19 protein-coding genes and 1 riboswitch are annotated in these 16,108 nt (G+C 59.8%); of the genes, 16 read left to right on the top strand and 3 right to left on the bottom strand.

Annotated elements, in window-relative coordinates; all coding sequences use genetic code 11:
• Positions 1 to 8: 8 nt before the first annotated feature.
• From lptE to lipA, 12 genes are all read left to right on the top strand, one after another.
• On the top strand, positions 9 to 569 hold the full coding sequence (gene lptE, locus ACSJLU_RS05630; RefSeq protein WP_049242706.1) for an LPS assembly lipoprotein LptE: 561 nt from the start codon (positions 9 to 11) through the stop codon (positions 567 to 569).
• The gene (holA, locus tag ACSJLU_RS05625; RefSeq protein ID WP_149570297.1) at positions 566 to 1,600 is read left to right on the top strand and encodes a DNA polymerase III subunit delta; all 1,035 of its coding nucleotides are present in this window, start codon (positions 566 to 568) and stop codon (positions 1,598 to 1,600) included. The genes lptE and holA overlap by 4 nt, the downstream gene beginning before the upstream one ends.
• Entirely contained in the window at positions 1,590 to 2,252 is a 663-nt protein-coding gene (nadD, locus tag ACSJLU_RS05620; protein ID WP_049206179.1) for a nicotinate-nucleotide adenylyltransferase, read from the top strand. Before holA ends, nadD begins: the two co-directional genes overlap by 11 nt.
• 194 nt (positions 2,253 to 2,446) lie before the next feature.
• Complete coding sequence (rsfS, locus tag ACSJLU_RS05615) at positions 2,447 to 2,764, top strand: ribosome silencing factor (RefSeq protein ID WP_025301839.1); 318 nt, start codon at positions 2,447 to 2,449, stop codon at positions 2,762 to 2,764.
• 3 nt (positions 2,765 to 2,767) lie between these two features.
• The gene (rlmH, locus tag ACSJLU_RS05610; protein ID WP_004940002.1) at positions 2,768 to 3,238 is read left to right on the top strand and encodes a 23S rRNA (pseudouridine(1915)-N(3))-methyltransferase RlmH; all 471 of its coding nucleotides are present in this window, start codon (positions 2,768 to 2,770) and stop codon (positions 3,236 to 3,238) included.
• A 38-nt stretch (positions 3,239 to 3,276) separates the two neighbouring features.
• On the top strand, positions 3,277 to 5,172 hold the full coding sequence (mrdA, locus tag ACSJLU_RS05605) for a peptidoglycan DD-transpeptidase MrdA (RefSeq protein ID WP_025301838.1): 1,896 nt from the start codon (positions 3,277 to 3,279) through the stop codon (positions 5,170 to 5,172).
• Between the two features lie 8 nt (positions 5,173 to 5,180).
• Positions 5,181 to 6,293, top strand: a complete 1,113-nt coding sequence (gene mrdB / locus ACSJLU_RS05600) for a peptidoglycan glycosyltransferase MrdB (RefSeq protein ID WP_004940006.1) — start codon at positions 5,181 to 5,183, stop codon at positions 6,291 to 6,293.
• 10 nt (positions 6,294 to 6,303) lie between these two features.
• Positions 6,304 to 7,389, top strand: coding sequence for an endolytic peptidoglycan transglycosylase RlpA (rlpA, locus tag ACSJLU_RS05595; protein ID WP_060447629.1), 1,086 nt, complete (start codon positions 6,304 to 6,306; stop codon positions 7,387 to 7,389).
• A 180-nt stretch (positions 7,390 to 7,569) separates the two neighbouring features.
• The gene (gene dacA / locus ACSJLU_RS05590; protein ID WP_004940010.1) at positions 7,570 to 8,781 is read left to right on the top strand and encodes a D-alanyl-D-alanine carboxypeptidase DacA; all 1,212 of its coding nucleotides are present in this window, start codon (positions 7,570 to 7,572) and stop codon (positions 8,779 to 8,781) included.
• Positions 8,782 to 8,885: 104 nt separating this feature from the next.
• The gene (gene ybeD, locus ACSJLU_RS05585) at positions 8,886 to 9,152 is read left to right on the top strand and encodes a DUF493 family protein YbeD (protein WP_004940012.1); all 267 of its coding nucleotides are present in this window, start codon (positions 8,886 to 8,888) and stop codon (positions 9,150 to 9,152) included.
• A 134-nt stretch (positions 9,153 to 9,286) separates the two neighbouring features.
• Positions 9,287 to 9,955, top strand: coding sequence for a lipoyl(octanoyl) transferase LipB (gene lipB / locus ACSJLU_RS05580; RefSeq protein ID WP_049206180.1), 669 nt, complete (start codon positions 9,287 to 9,289; stop codon positions 9,953 to 9,955).
• A complete protein-coding gene (lipA, locus tag ACSJLU_RS05575) occupies positions 9,948 to 10,913 on the top strand; it encodes a lipoyl synthase (protein WP_025301835.1) in 966 nt (321 codons plus the stop codon). Before lipB ends, lipA begins: the two co-directional genes overlap by 8 nt.
• A 93-nt stretch (positions 10,914 to 11,006) precedes the next feature.
• Here lipA and tatA read toward each other — a convergent pair whose 3' ends face one another.
• The gene (gene tatA, locus ACSJLU_RS05570; protein WP_025301834.1) at positions 11,007 to 11,222 is read right to left on the bottom strand and encodes a Sec-independent protein translocase subunit TatA; all 216 of its coding nucleotides are present in this window, start codon (positions 11,220 to 11,222) and stop codon (positions 11,007 to 11,009) included.
• Between the two features lie 218 nt (positions 11,223 to 11,440).
• Here tatA and ACSJLU_RS05565 point away from each other — a divergent pair, with 218 nt between their 5' ends.
• A complete protein-coding gene (locus ACSJLU_RS05565; protein ID WP_342096837.1) occupies positions 11,441 to 12,508 on the top strand; it encodes a diguanylate cyclase in 1,068 nt (355 codons plus the stop codon).
• A 1-nt stretch (position 12,509) separates the two neighbouring features.
• On the opposite strand, the gene ACSJLU_RS05560 is transcribed toward ACSJLU_RS05565, so the two are convergent.
• Positions 12,510 to 12,938: a GNAT family N-acetyltransferase gene (locus tag ACSJLU_RS05560; RefSeq protein WP_049206182.1), complete on the bottom strand. Its 429-nt coding sequence runs from the start codon at positions 12,936 to 12,938 to the stop codon at positions 12,510 to 12,512.
• An 82-nt stretch (positions 12,939 to 13,020) separates the two neighbouring features.
• Positions 13,021 to 13,083: riboswitch (Fluoride riboswitch) on the top strand.
• 79 nt (positions 13,084 to 13,162) lie between these two features.
• On the opposite strand from ACSJLU_RS05560, the gene crcB reads away from it, so the two are divergent.
• From crcB to ACSJLU_RS05545, 3 genes are all read left to right on the top strand, one after another.
• Positions 13,163 to 13,546 carry a fluoride efflux transporter CrcB gene (crcB, locus tag ACSJLU_RS05555; protein WP_016928782.1) on the top strand — a complete coding sequence of 128 codons (384 nt, stop codon included), beginning with the start codon at positions 13,163 to 13,165 and terminating at the stop codon, positions 13,544 to 13,546.
• A gap of 288 nt (positions 13,547 to 13,834) precedes the next feature.
• The gene (locus tag ACSJLU_RS05550; protein ID WP_025301831.1) at positions 13,835 to 14,431 is read left to right on the top strand and encodes a TetR/AcrR family transcriptional regulator; all 597 of its coding nucleotides are present in this window, start codon (positions 13,835 to 13,837) and stop codon (positions 14,429 to 14,431) included.
• 6 nt (positions 14,432 to 14,437) lie between these two features.
• Positions 14,438 to 15,628 carry a multidrug effflux MFS transporter gene (locus ACSJLU_RS05545; RefSeq protein WP_089180615.1) on the top strand — a complete coding sequence of 397 codons (1,191 nt, stop codon included), beginning with the start codon at positions 14,438 to 14,440 and terminating at the stop codon, positions 15,626 to 15,628.
• Positions 15,629 to 15,685: 57 nt separating this feature from the next.
• Here the strand turns inward: ACSJLU_RS05545 and cspE are convergent, their stop codons facing one another.
• Positions 15,686 to 15,895: a transcription antiterminator/RNA stability regulator CspE gene (gene cspE, locus ACSJLU_RS05540; RefSeq protein ID WP_004940030.1), complete on the bottom strand. Its 210-nt coding sequence runs from the start codon at positions 15,893 to 15,895 to the stop codon at positions 15,686 to 15,688.
• Between the last annotated feature and the right edge of the window lie 213 nt (positions 15,896 to 16,108).

The following is a 16,108-nucleotide window of genomic DNA, read 5'->3' as shown; positions in this document are numbered from 1 at the left end:
GAGGAGTTGTGCGACAACGTATTCTGACGCTGTTGCTGGGGTTGGCGGTGCTGGTCACCGCCGGCTGCGGTTTTCACCTGCGTGGCACCACGCAGGTGCCTAATGAAATGAAAACGCTGATCCTGGACAGTTCGGATCCTTACGGACCATTGACGCGCGCGGTGCGTGAGCAGCTGCGTTTGAACGCCGTGACCATCGTCAGCGATCCGAAGCGTAAAGACGTGCCTTCTCTGCGCATCGTCGGCGCGACGGAAAGCCAGGATACCGCCTCGATCTTCCAGGACGGTAAAACCGCCGAGTACCAGCTGGTGCTGACCGTGCAGGCCCAGGTGCTGCTCCCGGGCCACGACCTGTACCCGCTGTCGGTAAAAGTGTTCCGTTCGTTCTTCGACAACCCGCTGACCGCGCTGGCCAAAGACTCCGAGCAGGAGATCATTCGCCAGGAAATGCGTGAGCAGGCGGCGCAACAGCTGGTGCGCAAACTGCTGACCGTGCACGCGGCGGAAGAAGAAAACCGGCAGAAAGCCGCTGCCGTCGGCGAACGAGCGGCAAGCCAAACCGCACAATGATCCGCATTTATCCGGAACAACTTGCCGCGCAGCTCCGAGAGGGGCTGCGCGCTTGTTATTTATTGAGCGGCAATGAACCGCTACTGCTGCAGGAAAGCCAGGATCTGCTCCGGCAGGCTGCGCAACAGCAGCAGTTCAGCGAGCACTACAGCATTTCCCTCGACGCCCATACCGACTGGGACGCCATCTTCGGCATCTGCCAGGCGATGAGCCTGTTCGCCAGCCGCCAGACGCTGCTGCTGATCTTCCCGGAAAACGGCCCGACGGCGCCGATCGGCGAACAGCTGACCAAGCTTGCCACGCTGCTGCACGAGGATATTCTGCTGATCCTGCGCGGCCCGCGCCTCACCAAAGCGCAGGAAAACAGCGCCTGGTTCAAGGCGCTCAGCCCACACGGCGCCCTCGTCAGTTGCCAGACGCCGGAACAGGCACAGCTGCCGCGCTGGGTCGCCACGCGCGCCAAGGCGATGAAGCTGGAATTGGACGACGCGGCCAATCAGCTGTTGTGCTACTGCTACGAAGGCAACCTGCTGGCGCTGTCGCAGGCGCTGGAGCGGCTGTCGCTGCTGCACCCGGACGGCAAACTCACGCTGCCGCGCGTCGAACAGGCGGTGAACGACGCCGCCCACTTCACGCCGTTCCACTGGCTGGATGCCCTGCTGGCCGGCAAAAGCAAGCGCGCCTGGCATATCTTGCAGCAGCTGCAGCAAGAGGACGTGGAGCCGGTGATCCTGCTGCGCACCTTACAGCGCGAACTGCTGCTGTTGCTGACGCTGCAGCGCCGCATGGCGTCCGCGCCGCTGCGCACGCTGTTCGATCAGCACAAGGTTTGGCAGAACCGCCGCCCGCTGGTGACCCAGGCGCTGCAACGCCTGTCCGGCGCCCAGCTGCAGCAAGCGGTACAGCTGCTGACGCAAATCGAGCTGACTCTTAAGCAGGACTATGGCCAGTCGGTCTGGCCGGAACTGGAAACCCTGTCGATGCTGCTGTGCGGCAAACCCCTGGCCACGAGTTTTAGCGATGCCCACTAATCCGGAACACCCCACCGTTTTGCACGCGCTGTTCGGCGGCACCTTCGATCCGATCCACTATGGCCACCTGCGGCCGGTGGAGGCGTTGGCCGCCGAAGTGGGCCTGAATCGCGTCACGCTGCTGCCTAACCACGTGCCGCCGCACCGCCCGCAGCCGGAGGCCAATGCGCAGCAACGCTTGAAGATGGTCGAGCTGGCGATCGCCGGCAACCCGCTGTTTGCGGTCGACGATCGCGAACTGCACCGCACTACCCCCTCCTACACCATCGAGACGTTGGAAACGATTCGTAAAGAGCGTGGCGCCGCCCAGCCGCTGGCGTTTATTATTGGCCAGGACTCGCTGCTGACATTGCATAAATGGCACCGCTGGCAGGCGCTGTTGGACGTCTGCCACCTGCTGGTGTTGGCGCGCCCGGGCTATAACGATCGCATGGACACGCCGGAACTGCAGCAGTGGCTGGAACGCCATCGCACCGTCGATCCGGCGCAGCTCAGTCGTCGCCCGCACGGCCACATCTATTTGGCCGATACGCCGGAATTGGAAATTTCCGCCACCGAGATCCGCCAGCGCCGCCATCAGGGCCTCAACTGCGACGACCTGCTGCCACGCCCGGTGCAGCGCTATATCGAGTTGCAGGGTTTATATCGCTAGCGAAAGGTGCGTGATATACTGCGCCGCTATTTTTCAGGTATCCGCTGAAAACCCCGGAAACCTTAGCTGGCCGGGCAGTCACCAGTTAGCTGGCTTTCAGCGGCAGCCTGCCGAAATCATTATCCGGTTACGCCGCAGCGTGCGCATATTGCCCGCTGCAGTCGACTGAACAGAACACACCCGAGGGGGAACCTTTGCAAGGTAAAGCGCTCCAAGATTTCGTCATCGATAAAATCGATGACCTGAAAGGCCAAGACATTATCGCTCTGGACGTACAGGGCAAATCCAGCATCACCGATTGCATGATCATCTGCACCGGCACATCGACTCGCCACGTGATGTCGATCGCCAACCACGTGGTACAGGAATCCCGTGCCGTAGGCATGGAGCTGTTTGGCATGAAAGGCCAGGAAGCCTCCGACTGGATCGTAGTCGATCTGGGCGAAGTGATCGTGCACGTGATGCAGGAAGAGAGCCGTCGCCTGTACGAGCTGGAAAAACTCTGGAGCTAAGCGGTGAAACTGCAATTGGTGGCGGTCGGCACCAAAATGCCAGACTGGGTGCAAACCGGCTTTATGGATTACCTGCACCGCTTTCCCAAAGATATGCCGTTTGAGCTGACCGAGATCCCGGCGGGCAAACGCGGCAAAAACGCCGACATCAAGCGCATTCTGGACAAGGAAGGCGAACAGATGCTGGCGGCGGTGGGCAAAGGCAACCGCATCGTTACGCTGGATATCCCAGGCACGCCGTGGGAAACGCCGCAGCTGGCGCAGCAGCTTGAGCGCTGGAAGCAGGATGGCCGCAACGTCAGCCTGCTGATCGGCGGCCCGGAAGGGCTGGCGCCCGCCTGCAAAGCCGCTGCCGAGCAGAGCTGGTCGCTTTCTCCGTTGACGCTGCCGCATCCTTTGGTGCGCGTCCTGGTGGCCGAAAGCCTCTACCGCGCCTGGAGTATTACAACAAATCATCCTTACCACCGGGAATAGCCGGTGGTGACCGTGACAGAGTGAAATAAAGCAGCGGGATGAAAATAGAACGTAACCCTTTTCGCGACTATACGGCTGAATCCGCCCTGTTTGTACGCCGCGCCCTGGTGGCGTTCCTGGTCATCCTGGTGCTGTCCGGCATCCTGATCGCCAACCTGTATAATCTGCAAGTGGTCCGCGTCGAGGATTACCGCACCCGCTCCAACGAAAACCGCATCAAGCTGGTGCCCATCGCGCCCAGCCGCGGCATTATCTACGATCGCAACGGCACCCCGCTGGCACTCAACCGCACCATTTATCAGCTGGAGCTGATGCCGGAGAAGGTTGACGATCTCAAAGCCACGCTGCAGGCGCTGCGCACGGTGGTCGATCTGACCGACGACGACATCACCAATTTCGAAAAAGAGCGCAAGCGTTCGCGTCGTTTCGTCTCCATTCCGGTGAAAACCGCGCTAACCGAGGTGCAGGTCGCCCGCTTTGCGGTCAATCAGTTCCGCTTCCCCGGCGTGGAAGTAAAAGGCTACCAGCGCCGCTACTACCCCTACGGTTCCGCCCTCACCCACGTCACCGGCTATGTGTCGAAGATCAACGACCGCGACGTCGAACGCCTGGATAAAGACGGCAAGCTGGCCAACTACGCCGCCACCCACGATATCGGCAAGCTGGGCATCGAACGCTATTACGAAGACACGCTGCACGGCAAAACCGGCTATGAAGAGGTCGAGGTCAACAACCGTGGCCGGGTGATCCGCCAATTGCACGAACAGCCGCCTTCCGCCGGTCAGGACGTTTACCTGACGCTCGATCTTGATTTGCAGCGCTATATCGAGCAGCTGCTGGTCGGCAGCCGCGCCGCGGTGGTGGTGAGCGATCCACGCACCGGCGCCATCCTGGCGATGGTGTCCAACCCGAGTTACGATCCAAACCTGTTCGTCGACGGCATTTCCAGCAAGGACTACCAGGGGCTGTTGAACGATCCGAATCGCCCGCTGATCAACCGCGCCACGCAGGGGGTCTATCCGCCTGCATCAACGGTGAAGCCTTACATCGCGGTGTCGGCGCTGAGCGCCGGAGTGATCACCAAAAACACCGTGGTGTTCGATCCCGGTTGGTGGCAACTGCCCGGCTCGGAAAAACGCTTCCGCGACTGGAAAAAATGGGGCCACGGCCGCCTGAACGTCACCAAGGCGCTGGAAGAGTCCGCAGATACCTATTTCTATCAGGTCGCCTATGACATGGGGATCGATCGGCTGTCGACCTGGCTGACCAAATTCGGTTACGGCCAGTACACCGGCATCGATCTGTCCGAAGAACGATCCGGCCTAATGCCGACGCGCGAGTGGAAGCTGAAACGCTATAAAAAGCCGTGGTATCAGGGCGACACCATTCCGGTGGGTATCGGCCAGGGTTACTGGACCGCCACGCCGATCCAGATGGCCAAAGCACTGAACACCCTGATCAACGACGGCACCGTCAAAACGCCGCACCTGCTGCAGAGTACCCGCGTCAACGGCGCGCTGGTGCCGTTCAAACAGGAAGAGAGCACGCAGATCGGCGATATTCACTCCGGCTTCTGGGAAATCGCCAAAGACGGCATGTATGGTGTGGCCAACCGTCCGAACGGGACGGCGCGCAAATACTTTGCGGACGCACCTTATAAAGCCGCGGCGAAATCGGGTACCGCACAGGTATTCGGCTATGAAACCTACAACGCCCACAAACTGGCGGAGCACCTGCGCGATCACAAACTGATGACCGCCTTCGCACCGTTCAACAATCCGACGGTGTCGGTCGCCATCATTCTGGAAAACGGCGGCTCCGGTCCGGCGGTGGGAACCATCACCCGCCAGATCCTCGACCACATTCTGCTGGGCGACAACAATACGCAATTGCCAAGCGAGGCCCCGCTGCCGCCTGGCGTAGAAGGTGACTAAGGTAGAACATGACTGAAAGCCAACAAAAAGGCTCGATCTGGACCAAAATCCACATCGACCCGACGTTCCTGCTGCTGATCCTGGCCCTGTTGGTCTACAGCGCCTTCGTGATGTGGAGCGCCAGCGGCCAGGACATCGGCATGATGGAGCGCAAGATCGGGCAGATCGTCATGGGGCTGATCGTGATGGCCGTCATGGCGCAAATCCCGCCACGCGTGTACGAAAGCTGGGCGCCCTATCTGTATATTTTCTGCGTGATTTTGCTGATCCTCGTGGACGCCTTCGGCCAGATAAGTAAAGGCGCGCAGCGCTGGCTGGATCTCGGCGTGGTGCGCTTCCAGCCGTCGGAAATCGCCAAGATCGCCGTGCCGCTGATGGTGGCGCGCTTTATGAACCGCGATGTCTGCCCGCCTTCGCTGAAAAACACCGCCATCGCGCTGGTGCTGATCTTCCTGCCAACGCTGCTGGTGGCCGCGCAGCCAGATCTGGGCACCTCGATCCTGATCGCCGCCTCCGGCCTGTTCGTGCTGTTCCTGTCGGGCATGAGCTGGAAATTGATCGCCGTCGCCGCCGTCGCACTGGCGGCCTTTATCCCGGTGCTGTGGTTCTTCCTGATGCACGGCTATCAGCGCGACCGCGTCATGATGCTGCTCGATCCGGAGAGCGACCCACTCGGCGCCGGCTATCACATCATTCAATCCAAGATAGCCATCGGCTCCGGCGGCCTGTCCGGCAAGGGCTGGCTGCACGGCACCCAGTCGCAGCTGGAGTTTCTGCCGGAGCGCCATACCGACTTTATCTTCGCCGTGTTGGCCGAAGAGCTGGGGCTGATCGGGGTATTGGTGCTGCTGGCGCTCTACCTGCTGGTGATCATTCGCGGGCTGATGATCGCCGCCAAGGCGCAAACCACCTTCGGCCGCGTCATGGTCGGCGGCTTGATGCTGATTTTGTTCGTTTATGTCTTTGTTAACATCGGTATGGTCAGTGGCATTTTGCCGGTAGTTGGCGTACCTTTGCCTCTGGTCAGTTACGGGGGTTCGGCGCTGATAGTATTGATGGCCGGTTTCGGCATCATCATGTCGATCCACACGCATCGGAAAATGCTGTCTAAAAGTTTATAAGAGGTGAGTAATGCGTAAGGAATGGCTTTGGATCGGCGTCGCGGCGGTGTTGCTCTCCGCCTGTACCGCCCCGACCACGGAACAGCAAGCCCCTCCGCAGCCGTACAACGGCCCGGTGGTGGAGATCGGTGGCGTCGAGCCTCAATATGAACCCTATAACCCTAATAACATGCAGGATTATAAGGTTAATGGCGATACTTACCGCATCGTAAAAGATCCGCAGAACTTCTCGCAGACCGGCCTGGCGGCCTGGTATGGCGAAGAAGCCAACGGCAACACCACGGCGCTGGGCGAGCAGTTCGACCCCAACGGTCTGACTGCGGCGCACCCGACCTTACCGATCCCAAGCTATGTGCGCGTCACTAACCTGGCCAATGGCCGTCAGTTGGTGGTGCGCGTCAACGATCGCGGGCCTTACACCAAGGGCCGTATTATCGATCTGTCGAAAGCCGCCGCCGATCGCCTCAACCTGTCGAACAACACCAAGGTCAAAGTCGATTTCATCAACGTGGCGCCGGACGGCACGCTGAGCGGCCCAGGCACCATCGGTACCATCGTGGCGAAGCAGAGCTATGCCCTGCCGTCGCGCCCGGATCTCGGCGCCAGCGGCATGGGCACCCCCATCCAACAGGACGTGCCGGTCGCCAGTGGCGCGGCGGTACGCCCGATCGATAACAGCACCCTGCGCACCGACGACGACAACGCCCCAGCAACCGGCGGCAACGCCGGTAGCGGCCGCAGCGGTTTCCTCGGCGCGCCAAGCGCATTGCCGGCCGGCGTGCTGGAAGGTTCGGAGCCTGAAGCCGCCGCCGTGGCTGCACCGGTCGCGGCCGGCGCCGCAGCTGCCGGCATGGCTGCCGCTTCCTCCTCCGGCGGTTACGTGGTACAGGTCGGTGCGCTGAGCAGCGCCGAGCGTGCCCAGAGCTGGCAGCAAAGCCTGAGCCAACAGTTTGGCGTCCCGGGCAAAGTGGCGGCCAACGGCAACGTTTATCGCGTCCAGCTCGGCCCGTTCAGCAGCCGTCAGCAGGCGGCCCAGCTGCAGCAACGCCTGGCGAGCGAAGCGCAACAACAGTCTTTCGTTACTGCTGCACCCTGAGCATTAAGCCCGGTGGGCATTCACGGCCGATAAGCGGTTATTTAGCTGAAACATTTTCTTGCAGCTAAAAGGGCACTAACCGCAATTAGTCAGATGAATGGGTAATGCCTGCCGGGATCGCATCTGCTATAGTGTGGCTCGTTTTTTAACTTTACTTTCACGGATGTTGTAGTCCCGATCATGAAACAAGTAACTTCTTTTCGCTTAATCAAAAGCATCGCCCTCGGCACCGTTATCGCAATGAGCGCAGCCTCCGTTGCGCACGCCGATGACGTTAACATCAAAACCATGATCCCAGGTGTCCCGCAGATCGATGCGGAAGCGTACATCCTGATTGATTACAACTCCGGCAAGGTGCTGGCCGAGATGAACGCCGATGCGCGTCGCGATCCGGCCAGCCTGACCAAAATGATGACCAGCTACGTCATCGGCCAGGCGCTGAAAGCGGGTAAAATCGGCCAGGACGATCTGGTGACCGTCGGCCAGGACGCCTGGGCGACCGGCAACCCGGTGTTCAAAGGCTCCTCGCTGATGTTCCTGAAGCCGGGCGATCGCGTGCCGGTCTCCAAACTGACCCGCGGCATCAACCTGCAGTCCGGTAACGACGCCTGCGTGGCGATGGCCGACTACGTCGCCGGCAGCCAGGACGCGTTCGTTAACCTGATGAACACCTACGTCAGCAAGCTGGGCCTGCAGAACACTCACTTCCAGACGGTACACGGCCTGGATGCCCAGGGCCAGTACAGTTCGGCGCGCGACATGGCGCTGATCGGCCAGGCGCTGATCCGCGACGTGCCGGAAGAGTACGCGATCTACAAAGAAAAAGAGTTCACCTTCAACAATATCCGCCAGATGAACCGCAACGGTCTGCTGTGGGATAACAGCCTGAACGTCGACGGCATCAAAACCGGCCATACCGACGCGGCGGGTTACAACCTGGTGGCTTCGGCGACCGAAGGCCAAATGCGCCTGATCTCCGCCGTGATGGGCGGCCGCACCTACAAAGGCCGTGAAGCCGAAAGCAAGAAACTGCTGACCTGGGGCTTCCGCTTCTTCGAAACCGTGGCGCCGCTGAAAGTCGGTAAAGAGTTCGCCTCCGAGCCTGTCTGGTTCGGCGATGCCGACCGCGTTGAGCTCGGCGTGGACAAAGACGTCTACCTGACCATTCCGCGCGGCCGCATGAAAGATCTGAAGGCCAGCTACGTGCTGAACACGCCGGAAATTCACGCGCCGCTGGCGAAAAACCAGGTGGTGGGCAGCATCAACTTCCAGCTGGACGGCAAAACCATCGATCAGCGCCCGCTGGTGGTGATGAACGAAGTGAAAGAAGGCGGTTTCTTCAGCCGCATCGTGGACTACATCAAACTGATGTTCCACCACTGGTTCGGTTAACGGTTGAAACGGGCGAAATTGCCCCCATATACTGAATAACATTAACTCCCGCCCCGGCGGGAGTTATAATTTATAGATTAGCTAGCACTCTGGAGCGCACGCACATGCAAAAAACTAAACTGAACGAACTGCTCGAATTCCCTTGCTCGTTTACCTACAAGGTGATGGGCCTGGCGCAGCCTGAGCTGGTTGACCAGGTAGTTGAAGTGGTGCAGCGCCATGCGCCGGGCGATTACAACCCGCAGGTCAAGCCAAGCAGCAAAGGCAACTACCACTCCGTCTCCATCACCATCAATGCCACTCACATCGAGCAGGTCGAAACCCTGTACGAAGAGTTAGGCAACATTGAAATTGTTCGCATGGTGCTGTAATTCCAGCATAAACCCCTGCTTATCAACCCGGGATGGCGCAGCGTCTTCCCGGGTTGCGCATTTTTGGTCAGCGAAAGGCTGGCCGCAAGCCGGAGCGCCCGGTATAATGGCTTTACCACTTCTGTAACCTGACGATGACTCTTTTGCAACCAGACAAGATCATTTTGCGTCAGCTGGGGTTGCAGCCCTACGCGCCTGTATCCCAAGCCATGCATAACTTCACCGACAGTCGTACCGAGACTACGCCGGACGAACTGTGGCTGGTACAGCATCACCCGGTGTTCACCCAAGGCCAGGCCGGCAAAGCCGAGCATGTGCTGATGCCCGGTGATATCCCGGTGGTCCAGAGCGATCGCGGCGGCCAGGTGACCTACCACGGCCCGGGTCAGCAGGTGATGTACGTGATGGTCGATCTGAAACGCAACAAGGTCGGCGTGCGTCAATTGGTCACGGCGATAGAAGATACGGTTATCAACACCCTCGCCCACTTTCGCCTCGCATCGCGCGCCCGTCCGGATGCGCCTGGCGTGTATGTGGGGGAGCAGAAAATCTGTTCGTTGGGTTTGCGGATCCGCAAAGGCAGCTCATTCCACGGCCTGGCCCTGAATGTGGCGATGGATCTCAGCCCCTTCCAACGCATCAACCCTTGCGGTTACGCCGGCATGCAGATGACGCAGGTCAGCGCGCTGGCGCCCGGCGTTGGCCTTGAAGACATACACCCAATCCTGGTACAGGAATTTGTTCATTTACTCGGCTACCAGACGGTCGAGCTTCGTAACTGGAACCTGCACGATTATGAGTAAACCAATTCAGATGGAACGCGGCGTCAAATACCGCGATGCTGACAAAATGGCGCTGATCCCGGTCAAAACGGTGGTCACCGAACGGCAGGAGCTGTTGCGTAAACCCGAGTGGATGAAGATCAAACTGCCTGCCGACTCAACGCGCATTCAGGGCATCAAAGCCGCGATGCGTAAAAACGGCCTGCACTCCGTCTGTGAGGAAGCCTCGTGCCCTAACCTGTCCGAGTGTTTCAACCACGGTACCGCCACCTTTATGATCCTCGGCGCTATCTGCACCCGCCGCTGCCCGTTCTGCGACGTGGCCCACGGCCGCCCGATCGCGCCAGACGCTAACGAGCCGGAAAAGCTGGCGCAAACCATCGCCGACATGGCGCTGCGTTACGTGGTGATCACCTCGGTTGACCGCGACGACCTGCGCGACGGCGGTGCTCAGCACTTTGCCGACTGCATCTCGGCCATCCGCGCCAAGAGTCCGAACATCAAAATTGAAACGCTGGTGCCGGACTTCCGCGGCCGTATGGATCGCGCTCTGGAGATCCTCACCGCCACGCCGCCGGACGTGTTTAACCACAACCTGGAAAACGTGCCGCGCGTCTACCGCCAGGTGCGCCCGGGCGCCAACTATGAGTGGTCGCTGAAGCTGCTGGAGCGCTTTAAAGAAGCTCACCCGGATATCCCGACCAAATCCGGCCTGATGGTCGGCCTGGGCGAAACCAACGCGGAAATCGTTGAAGTGATGCGCGATCTGCGTCGCCACGGCGTGACCATGCTGACGCTGGGCCAGTACCTGCAGCCGAGCCGTCACCACCTGCCGGTGCAGCGCTACGTCAGCCCGGCCGAGTTTGACGAGATGAAAGAAGAAGCGATGGCGATGGGCTTCACCCACGCCGCCTGCGGCCCGTTCGTGCGTTCGTCTTACCACGCCGATCTGCAGGCCAAAGGAATGGAAGTGAAATAACGCGTAATAGTTTGTTACGCTAAAGACGGCGGAAACGCCAAAAAACGGATGTCCGCAAGGCATCCGTTTTTTATTGCGCGCAGTCAGACGGAATTAAACGTCTTTCTTTTCGACGCTCTGCTGAGCGGACTGGCTCTCGGCGGTGCTGTTGCCGGCGGCCGGCGGCGTGCTGTCGTCGCCCACCGCTTTTTTAAAGCCTTTCAGCGCCGCGCCAAGATCGGCGCCGAGCGTGCGCAGTTTGCTGGTGCCGAACAGTAAAATCACCAACACCGCAATCACCAGAAGTTTGGTAATGCTGATACCTTCCATACTCACCTTCTTATCATAGAGCGCTGTGTGAACAGCGAGAAAAACTGACCTTGCCTGCGAATATTTAGCGACTTTCCTTCGGCTCACACAACCGCAACATGTAACAGAGTGAGATCCGTTGCAGGAATGTCACGCAACCTCGCGGCGTGAATCCCAGACTATTCTTAGTTTATCACCCGCATGATACGCTGCCGTGATACTCATCAGGGAGATGCCGGATGTATATTGCCCCATCCATTTTCGATGCCCGAAAATCCGGCCTCAGCTTCGCCAAACGCACCTATCTGCCCCGCGTCGCCGGTCTGGGGCTCGGATTTATCTGCGTTTGCGCCGCGCTCTATCCCTTGGCTCCGCCCGCGGCGGTCTGGCTATTGCTGGCCTTTCACGGCTTTCTCTGGCCGCATCTGGCCTATCGCCTGGCCTACCGCGCCAAAGATCCGTTCAAAGCCGAGATCCGCAACCTCTTGATCGACTCCGCCTTCGGCGGCTTCTGGGCAGCGATGATGGCGTTCAACGCGCTGCCCGCCATCGTCATCCTGTCGATGATGAGCATGAACAACATCGCTTCGGCCGGCAAAGCGCTGTTTGTCAAAGGATTGGCGATTCAATTGGCCACGGCGATGCTCACCGGCGCGCTGCTCGGCTTCCCGTTTCATCCATACAGCACGCCGCTGCAAGTCTATCTGTGCCTGCCGATGATCTACCTTTATCCGACGTTGCTGGGGCTGGTGACCTACCGCACCGCCAAACGGCTGGCGGAAAAAAAACAGGAGCTGCAACACATCAGCACCCGCGATGGGCTGACCGGCTTATATAACCGTCGCCACTGGGAACATCTTCTGCATCGCCAGTTCGATAGCTGCCGCCGCTACCAGGACAACGCCACGCTGATCCTGATGGACATCGACCGCTTCAAAACCATCAACGACACCTTCGGCCATGCGCTGGGGGATGAAGCCCTGGCGGTATTGGCGGAAGAGCTGCTGATCGGCTTGCGCAACGTGGATATCGTCGGGCGCTACGGCGGCGATGAGTTTGGCGCGGTGCTGCCGAACACTAACGCCGAACAGGCGGAAATCGTCCTGCACCGCATCCAGCAGCGGCTGGACGCGGTCAGTTTCAAGGAGGCGCCGCAGCTGCGGCTGCAGATCAGCGCAGGCATCGCTAACTACCACCCCGCGCTGGGCGGCTATCTTGACTGGCTGAAAGCGGCCGACGGTGCGCTCTATCGGGCGAAGCATAATGGCCGCAACCGGCTGGAAACGGCAGTGCCGCCAGGGGAGTAACTTACTGACTTAATAACTTGGCAAAATACTTCGGCGCTTCGACAAAGCCTTCGCGCCGGTAAAACGTATGCGCTCGCTCGCGGCGACTGTGGCAATGGACCTCTAACCGATCGCAGCCGCGACGGTGCGCCAGCGCCTCGCCCTCCGCCAGCAGCCGCCGGCCTACGCCCGCGCCGCGCGCTCGGTCATCGACGCAAAAATAGCTGATGCGGCCAATGTCGCCGGCCAACGCCAGCTGCGGCAGGAAATGCAGCGACAACACGCCCAACACCTGCTCCCCGTCCGTCGCCACCAGCAGCGCCTCATCCGGATGCGCCAACAGTTGCTGCATGCGCTGCGTCAGAAACGCCTCGGTGCCGGGATAATCCAACGCCGTCATTAATTCGGCGATAGCATGGCGATCGCTCAGGCGCGCCGTTCTGATTTGCATAGGGTGACCTCGCAGAGTGTCGATACTACAAAATAGATGGCGTTAGGTGTAACATCCACCGGGTACGGCAAAAAAGGCCGTGCGGCACGCTGGAGATGACATTCCTCCCTAACCGCCTTCACAGGCTGATGATGTCTACGTAACCTCTCGGAGAGAGGCGCGTAGCGTTACGCCTGTCCCTTTCCGAGTCCCGTGAATTTCTCTGATTGAAAGGTAGTTGCCCCATGTTGAGTTCTTTACTGGCCGTATTTATCGGCGGCGGCGTCGGCAGCGTTTTGCGCTGGGCGGTAAGCATGAAAATGAATCCGCTGAATGCCCACATTCCGCTCGGTACGCTGATGGTCAATCTGATCGGTGGTTTTATCATCGGTCTGGCGATGGCGATTTTCACCCGCATGACGCATCTGGATCCCACCTGGAAATTACTGATTACCACCGGATTCTGCGGCGGCCTGACTACCTTCTCCACCTTTTCGCTGGAGGTGGTATACCTGATGCAAGATGGCCGCTTCGGCTGGGCGCTGGCCAACATGCTGCTCAACCTGGCCGGCTCGCTGGCGATGACGCTGCTGGCCTTTATGCTGGTGATGTGGCTCAACGGGCGCTAAGCCCTTAATGTTTCCTTAATCTTGCATGCGCATAATCTCATCCAGTACTCCTGACTGGATGAGAAACCGCTATGTTTAGCCTGCCGAAAACCGCCGCCGAAGCGATTGCCATTGCGCTGTGCGTCCTGATCGTCGCCGCCTTTATCAAATCCTATCTGTTCGCTTAAGCGCCCTTACCCGCAGCACGCGTTCATCTTGCGTCTTTCCGGCCGTTTACACTACAATTGAGAATGAACGTTCACACCCAAAAATGTGAACCCGGCTCACGCGTAGCAAAGGATCGGGCAGATGCTCTCCCCCAACGACAGTAAACAGGCCAAGGTGCAGGCGCGCCGCGATCAGATCGTCGAAGCGGCGAAAATCAGTTTCCGCCGCCACGGCTTCCACGCCGCCAGCATGGCGGAGATCGCCCAAGGCTCGCAGCTCAGTGTCGGTCAAATCTATCGTTATTTCGCCAATAAAGACGCGATTATCGAAGAGATCGTCAACCGCATCATCACTAACAAGATGCAGCGGCTGGAAAACCTTGGCGATCACATCAACCTGATCGCCGGTACGTTGGCGGCGCGCACGCTGTTTCAGCAGCCGGGCGAGAGCGAAACCGATCACATGCTGATGCTGGAAGTGACCGCCGAGGCCACGCGCAACCCGGTGGTGGCCAAACTGCTCAGCGATGCGGAAGCGCGGCTGTTTCGCCACGTGTGCCACAATCTGCAGCGGCTGTATCCCCATTTCAGCGCGGAGGAGATCGCCGCCCGGGTGGAATTTATCGCCGTCATGAGCGAAGGCACCGGTTACCGTATCCTTACCACGCAAAAAGCCGATGCGTCCCTGCTGCGCGATCTGTATCAGCAGGCCATTTCTCACCTGTTCAGGAAACTCTAATCTCCCATGACCAAACACTTAGCCAGACAGCGTCTGGTGTACGCCGTCGTGCTTGGCCTGCTGGCCGCGCTGGGGCCGCTGTGCACCGATCTCTACCTGCCCGCCCTGCCGGAAATGGCGGGTGAGCTGAATACCTCTACCGCCGCCGCGCAGCTCAGCCTGACCACCGGGTTGCTCGGCCTGGGCGTCGGCCAGCTGATTTTCGGCCCTTACAGCGACAAACTGGGCCGCATGCGCCCGCTGCTGCTGTCGCTGATCCTGCTGCTGGGCGCTTCGCTGTGGTGTGCCCTCGCGCCCAGCATCGACCAACTGCTGATCGCCCGCCTACTCCAGGGCATCGCCGGCGCCGGCGGCGCGGTGATTTCCCGCGCCATTGCTCGCGATCTGTACGCCGGCCATGAGCTGACCCGTTTCTTCGCCTTGCTGATGCTGGTTAACGGCCTGGCGCCGATCGTCGCACCGGTGCTGGGCGGCGTGATGCTGCAGGTAATGAATTGGCGCGGTATCTTCGGCGTGCTGGCGGCCATCGCCGTGCTGCTGTTCAGCCTGTCGGCGCTGAAGCTGCGCGAATCCCTGCCGATCGAGCGCCGCAGCCAGGGCGGTATCCTGGCGATGCTGATGTCGCTCGGCGGGTTGCTGACCCAGCGCTATTTCATGGGCCTGTGCCTGACACAGGGCTTCGTGATGGCCGGCATGTTCGCCTATATCGGCGCCTCGCCTTTCGTCTTGCAGCAGATCTACGGCCTCAGCCCGCAGATGTTCAGCCTATGCTTCGCCATTAACGGCGTCGGCTTGATCATTGCGGCACAGCTGGCCAGCCGTCTCAGTGCGCGTTGGGGGGAACGCAGGGTGTTGAGGGGCGGGTTAACGCTGGCGGCCGTCGCGTCGCTGTTGCTGCTGTTGGCCGCCGCGCTGCATGCGCCGCTGGTCGTGTTGCTGGTGCCGCTGTTCTTCTCGGTAGCGGTGATCGGCATCGTCGGCCCGACCGCCTCTTCGCTGGCGATGCAAAGCCAGGGAGACAAAGCGGGCAGCGCCTCGGCCTTGATCGGCGTGTGCATGTTCGCCCTCGGCGCCTGCGCCGTGCCGCTCACCGGGCTGGGCGGCACCTCGGGCCTGTCGATGGCGCTGACCATCGTCGGCTGTTACGCCATCGCCATCCTGCTGTTCGGCCTGTTGGCCCGCCGCAACGACGCATAACGCGCCCAATAAAAAACCCGCTCAATGAGCGGGTTTTAAGAAATTCAGCTACGCAGCTTAGATAGCAGTAACGTTAGCGGCAGATGGGCCCTTGGCACCGTTCGTGATTTCAAATTCTACACGCTGGCCTTCAGCAAGCGTTTTGAAACCGTTGCTAACGATGGCAGAGAAGTGGACGAAAACGTCCTTGCTACCATCTTCCGGAGTAATGAAACCGAAGCCTTTGGATTCATTAAACCACTTAACGCTACCTTTAATCTTAGACATCAAACTTACCTTTAACGTGAATGAAAGACACAAAACCTGTGTCGATTACAGTACAGCAAGCAGGCAGGATTTTGTCCACCACCGCGATCACAGAAATCCGATAAAGAGTGAAAAAATCCGTGTTGTCCGGTGTAAATGGATTGCACCGGTTGCGATACGTTACCGTTCCAGGCCAAACCTCTCCCTGCGCCGGCGAACAACGAGCGAACGCCC

Origin of the sequence: Serratia bockelmannii (assembly GCF_051803255.1) — a bacterium.
Lineage (GTDB): Bacteria > Pseudomonadota > Gammaproteobacteria > Enterobacterales > Enterobacteriaceae > Serratia > Serratia bockelmannii.
Note: the sequence above shows the minus strand (reverse complement) of the source record. Positions and strands in the feature narration are given on the sequence as shown.

Excerpts from the sequence above, each read along its gene's own strand:
- rlpA (WP_060447629.1), top strand. The coding sequence starts at position 6,304 with ATGCGTAAGGAATGGCTTTGGATCGGCGTCGCGGCGGTGTTGCTCTCC.
- mrdA (WP_025301838.1), top strand. The coding sequence starts at position 3,277 with ATGAAAATAGAACGTAACCCTTTTCGCGACTATACGGCTGAATCCGCC.
- ybeD (WP_004940012.1), top strand. The coding sequence starts at position 8,886 with ATGCAAAAAACTAAACTGAACGAACTGCTCGAATTCCCTTGCTCGTTT.
- ACSJLU_RS05545 (WP_089180615.1), top strand. The coding sequence starts at position 14,438 with ATGACCAAACACTTAGCCAGACAGCGTCTGGTGTACGCCGTCGTGCTT.
- dacA (WP_004940010.1), top strand. The coding sequence starts at position 7,570 with ATGAAACAAGTAACTTCTTTTCGCTTAATCAAAAGCATCGCCCTCGGC.
- nadD (WP_049206179.1), top strand. The coding sequence starts at position 1,590 with ATGCCCACTAATCCGGAACACCCCACCGTTTTGCACGCGCTGTTCGGC.
- lipB (WP_049206180.1), top strand. The coding sequence starts at position 9,287 with ATGACTCTTTTGCAACCAGACAAGATCATTTTGCGTCAGCTGGGGTTG.
- ACSJLU_RS05565 (WP_342096837.1), top strand. The coding sequence starts at position 11,441 with ATGTATATTGCCCCATCCATTTTCGATGCCCGAAAATCCGGCCTCAGC.
- crcB (WP_016928782.1), top strand. The coding sequence starts at position 13,163 with ATGTTGAGTTCTTTACTGGCCGTATTTATCGGCGGCGGCGTCGGCAGC.
- lipA (WP_025301835.1), top strand. The coding sequence starts at position 9,948 with ATGAGTAAACCAATTCAGATGGAACGCGGCGTCAAATACCGCGATGCT.
- mrdB (WP_004940006.1), top strand. The coding sequence starts at position 5,181 with ATGACTGAAAGCCAACAAAAAGGCTCGATCTGGACCAAAATCCACATC.
- cspE (WP_004940030.1), bottom strand. The coding sequence starts at position 15,895 with ATGTCTAAGATTAAAGGTAGCGTTAAGTGGTTTAATGAATCCAAAGGC.
- ACSJLU_RS05550 (WP_025301831.1), top strand. The coding sequence starts at position 13,835 with ATGCTCTCCCCCAACGACAGTAAACAGGCCAAGGTGCAGGCGCGCCGC.
- tatA (WP_025301834.1), bottom strand. The coding sequence starts at position 11,222 with ATGGAAGGTATCAGCATTACCAAACTTCTGGTGATTGCGGTGTTGGTG.
- holA (WP_149570297.1), top strand. The coding sequence starts at position 566 with ATGATCCGCATTTATCCGGAACAACTTGCCGCGCAGCTCCGAGAGGGG.
- ACSJLU_RS05560 (WP_049206182.1), bottom strand. The coding sequence starts at position 12,938 with ATGCAAATCAGAACGGCGCGCCTGAGCGATCGCCATGCTATCGCCGAA.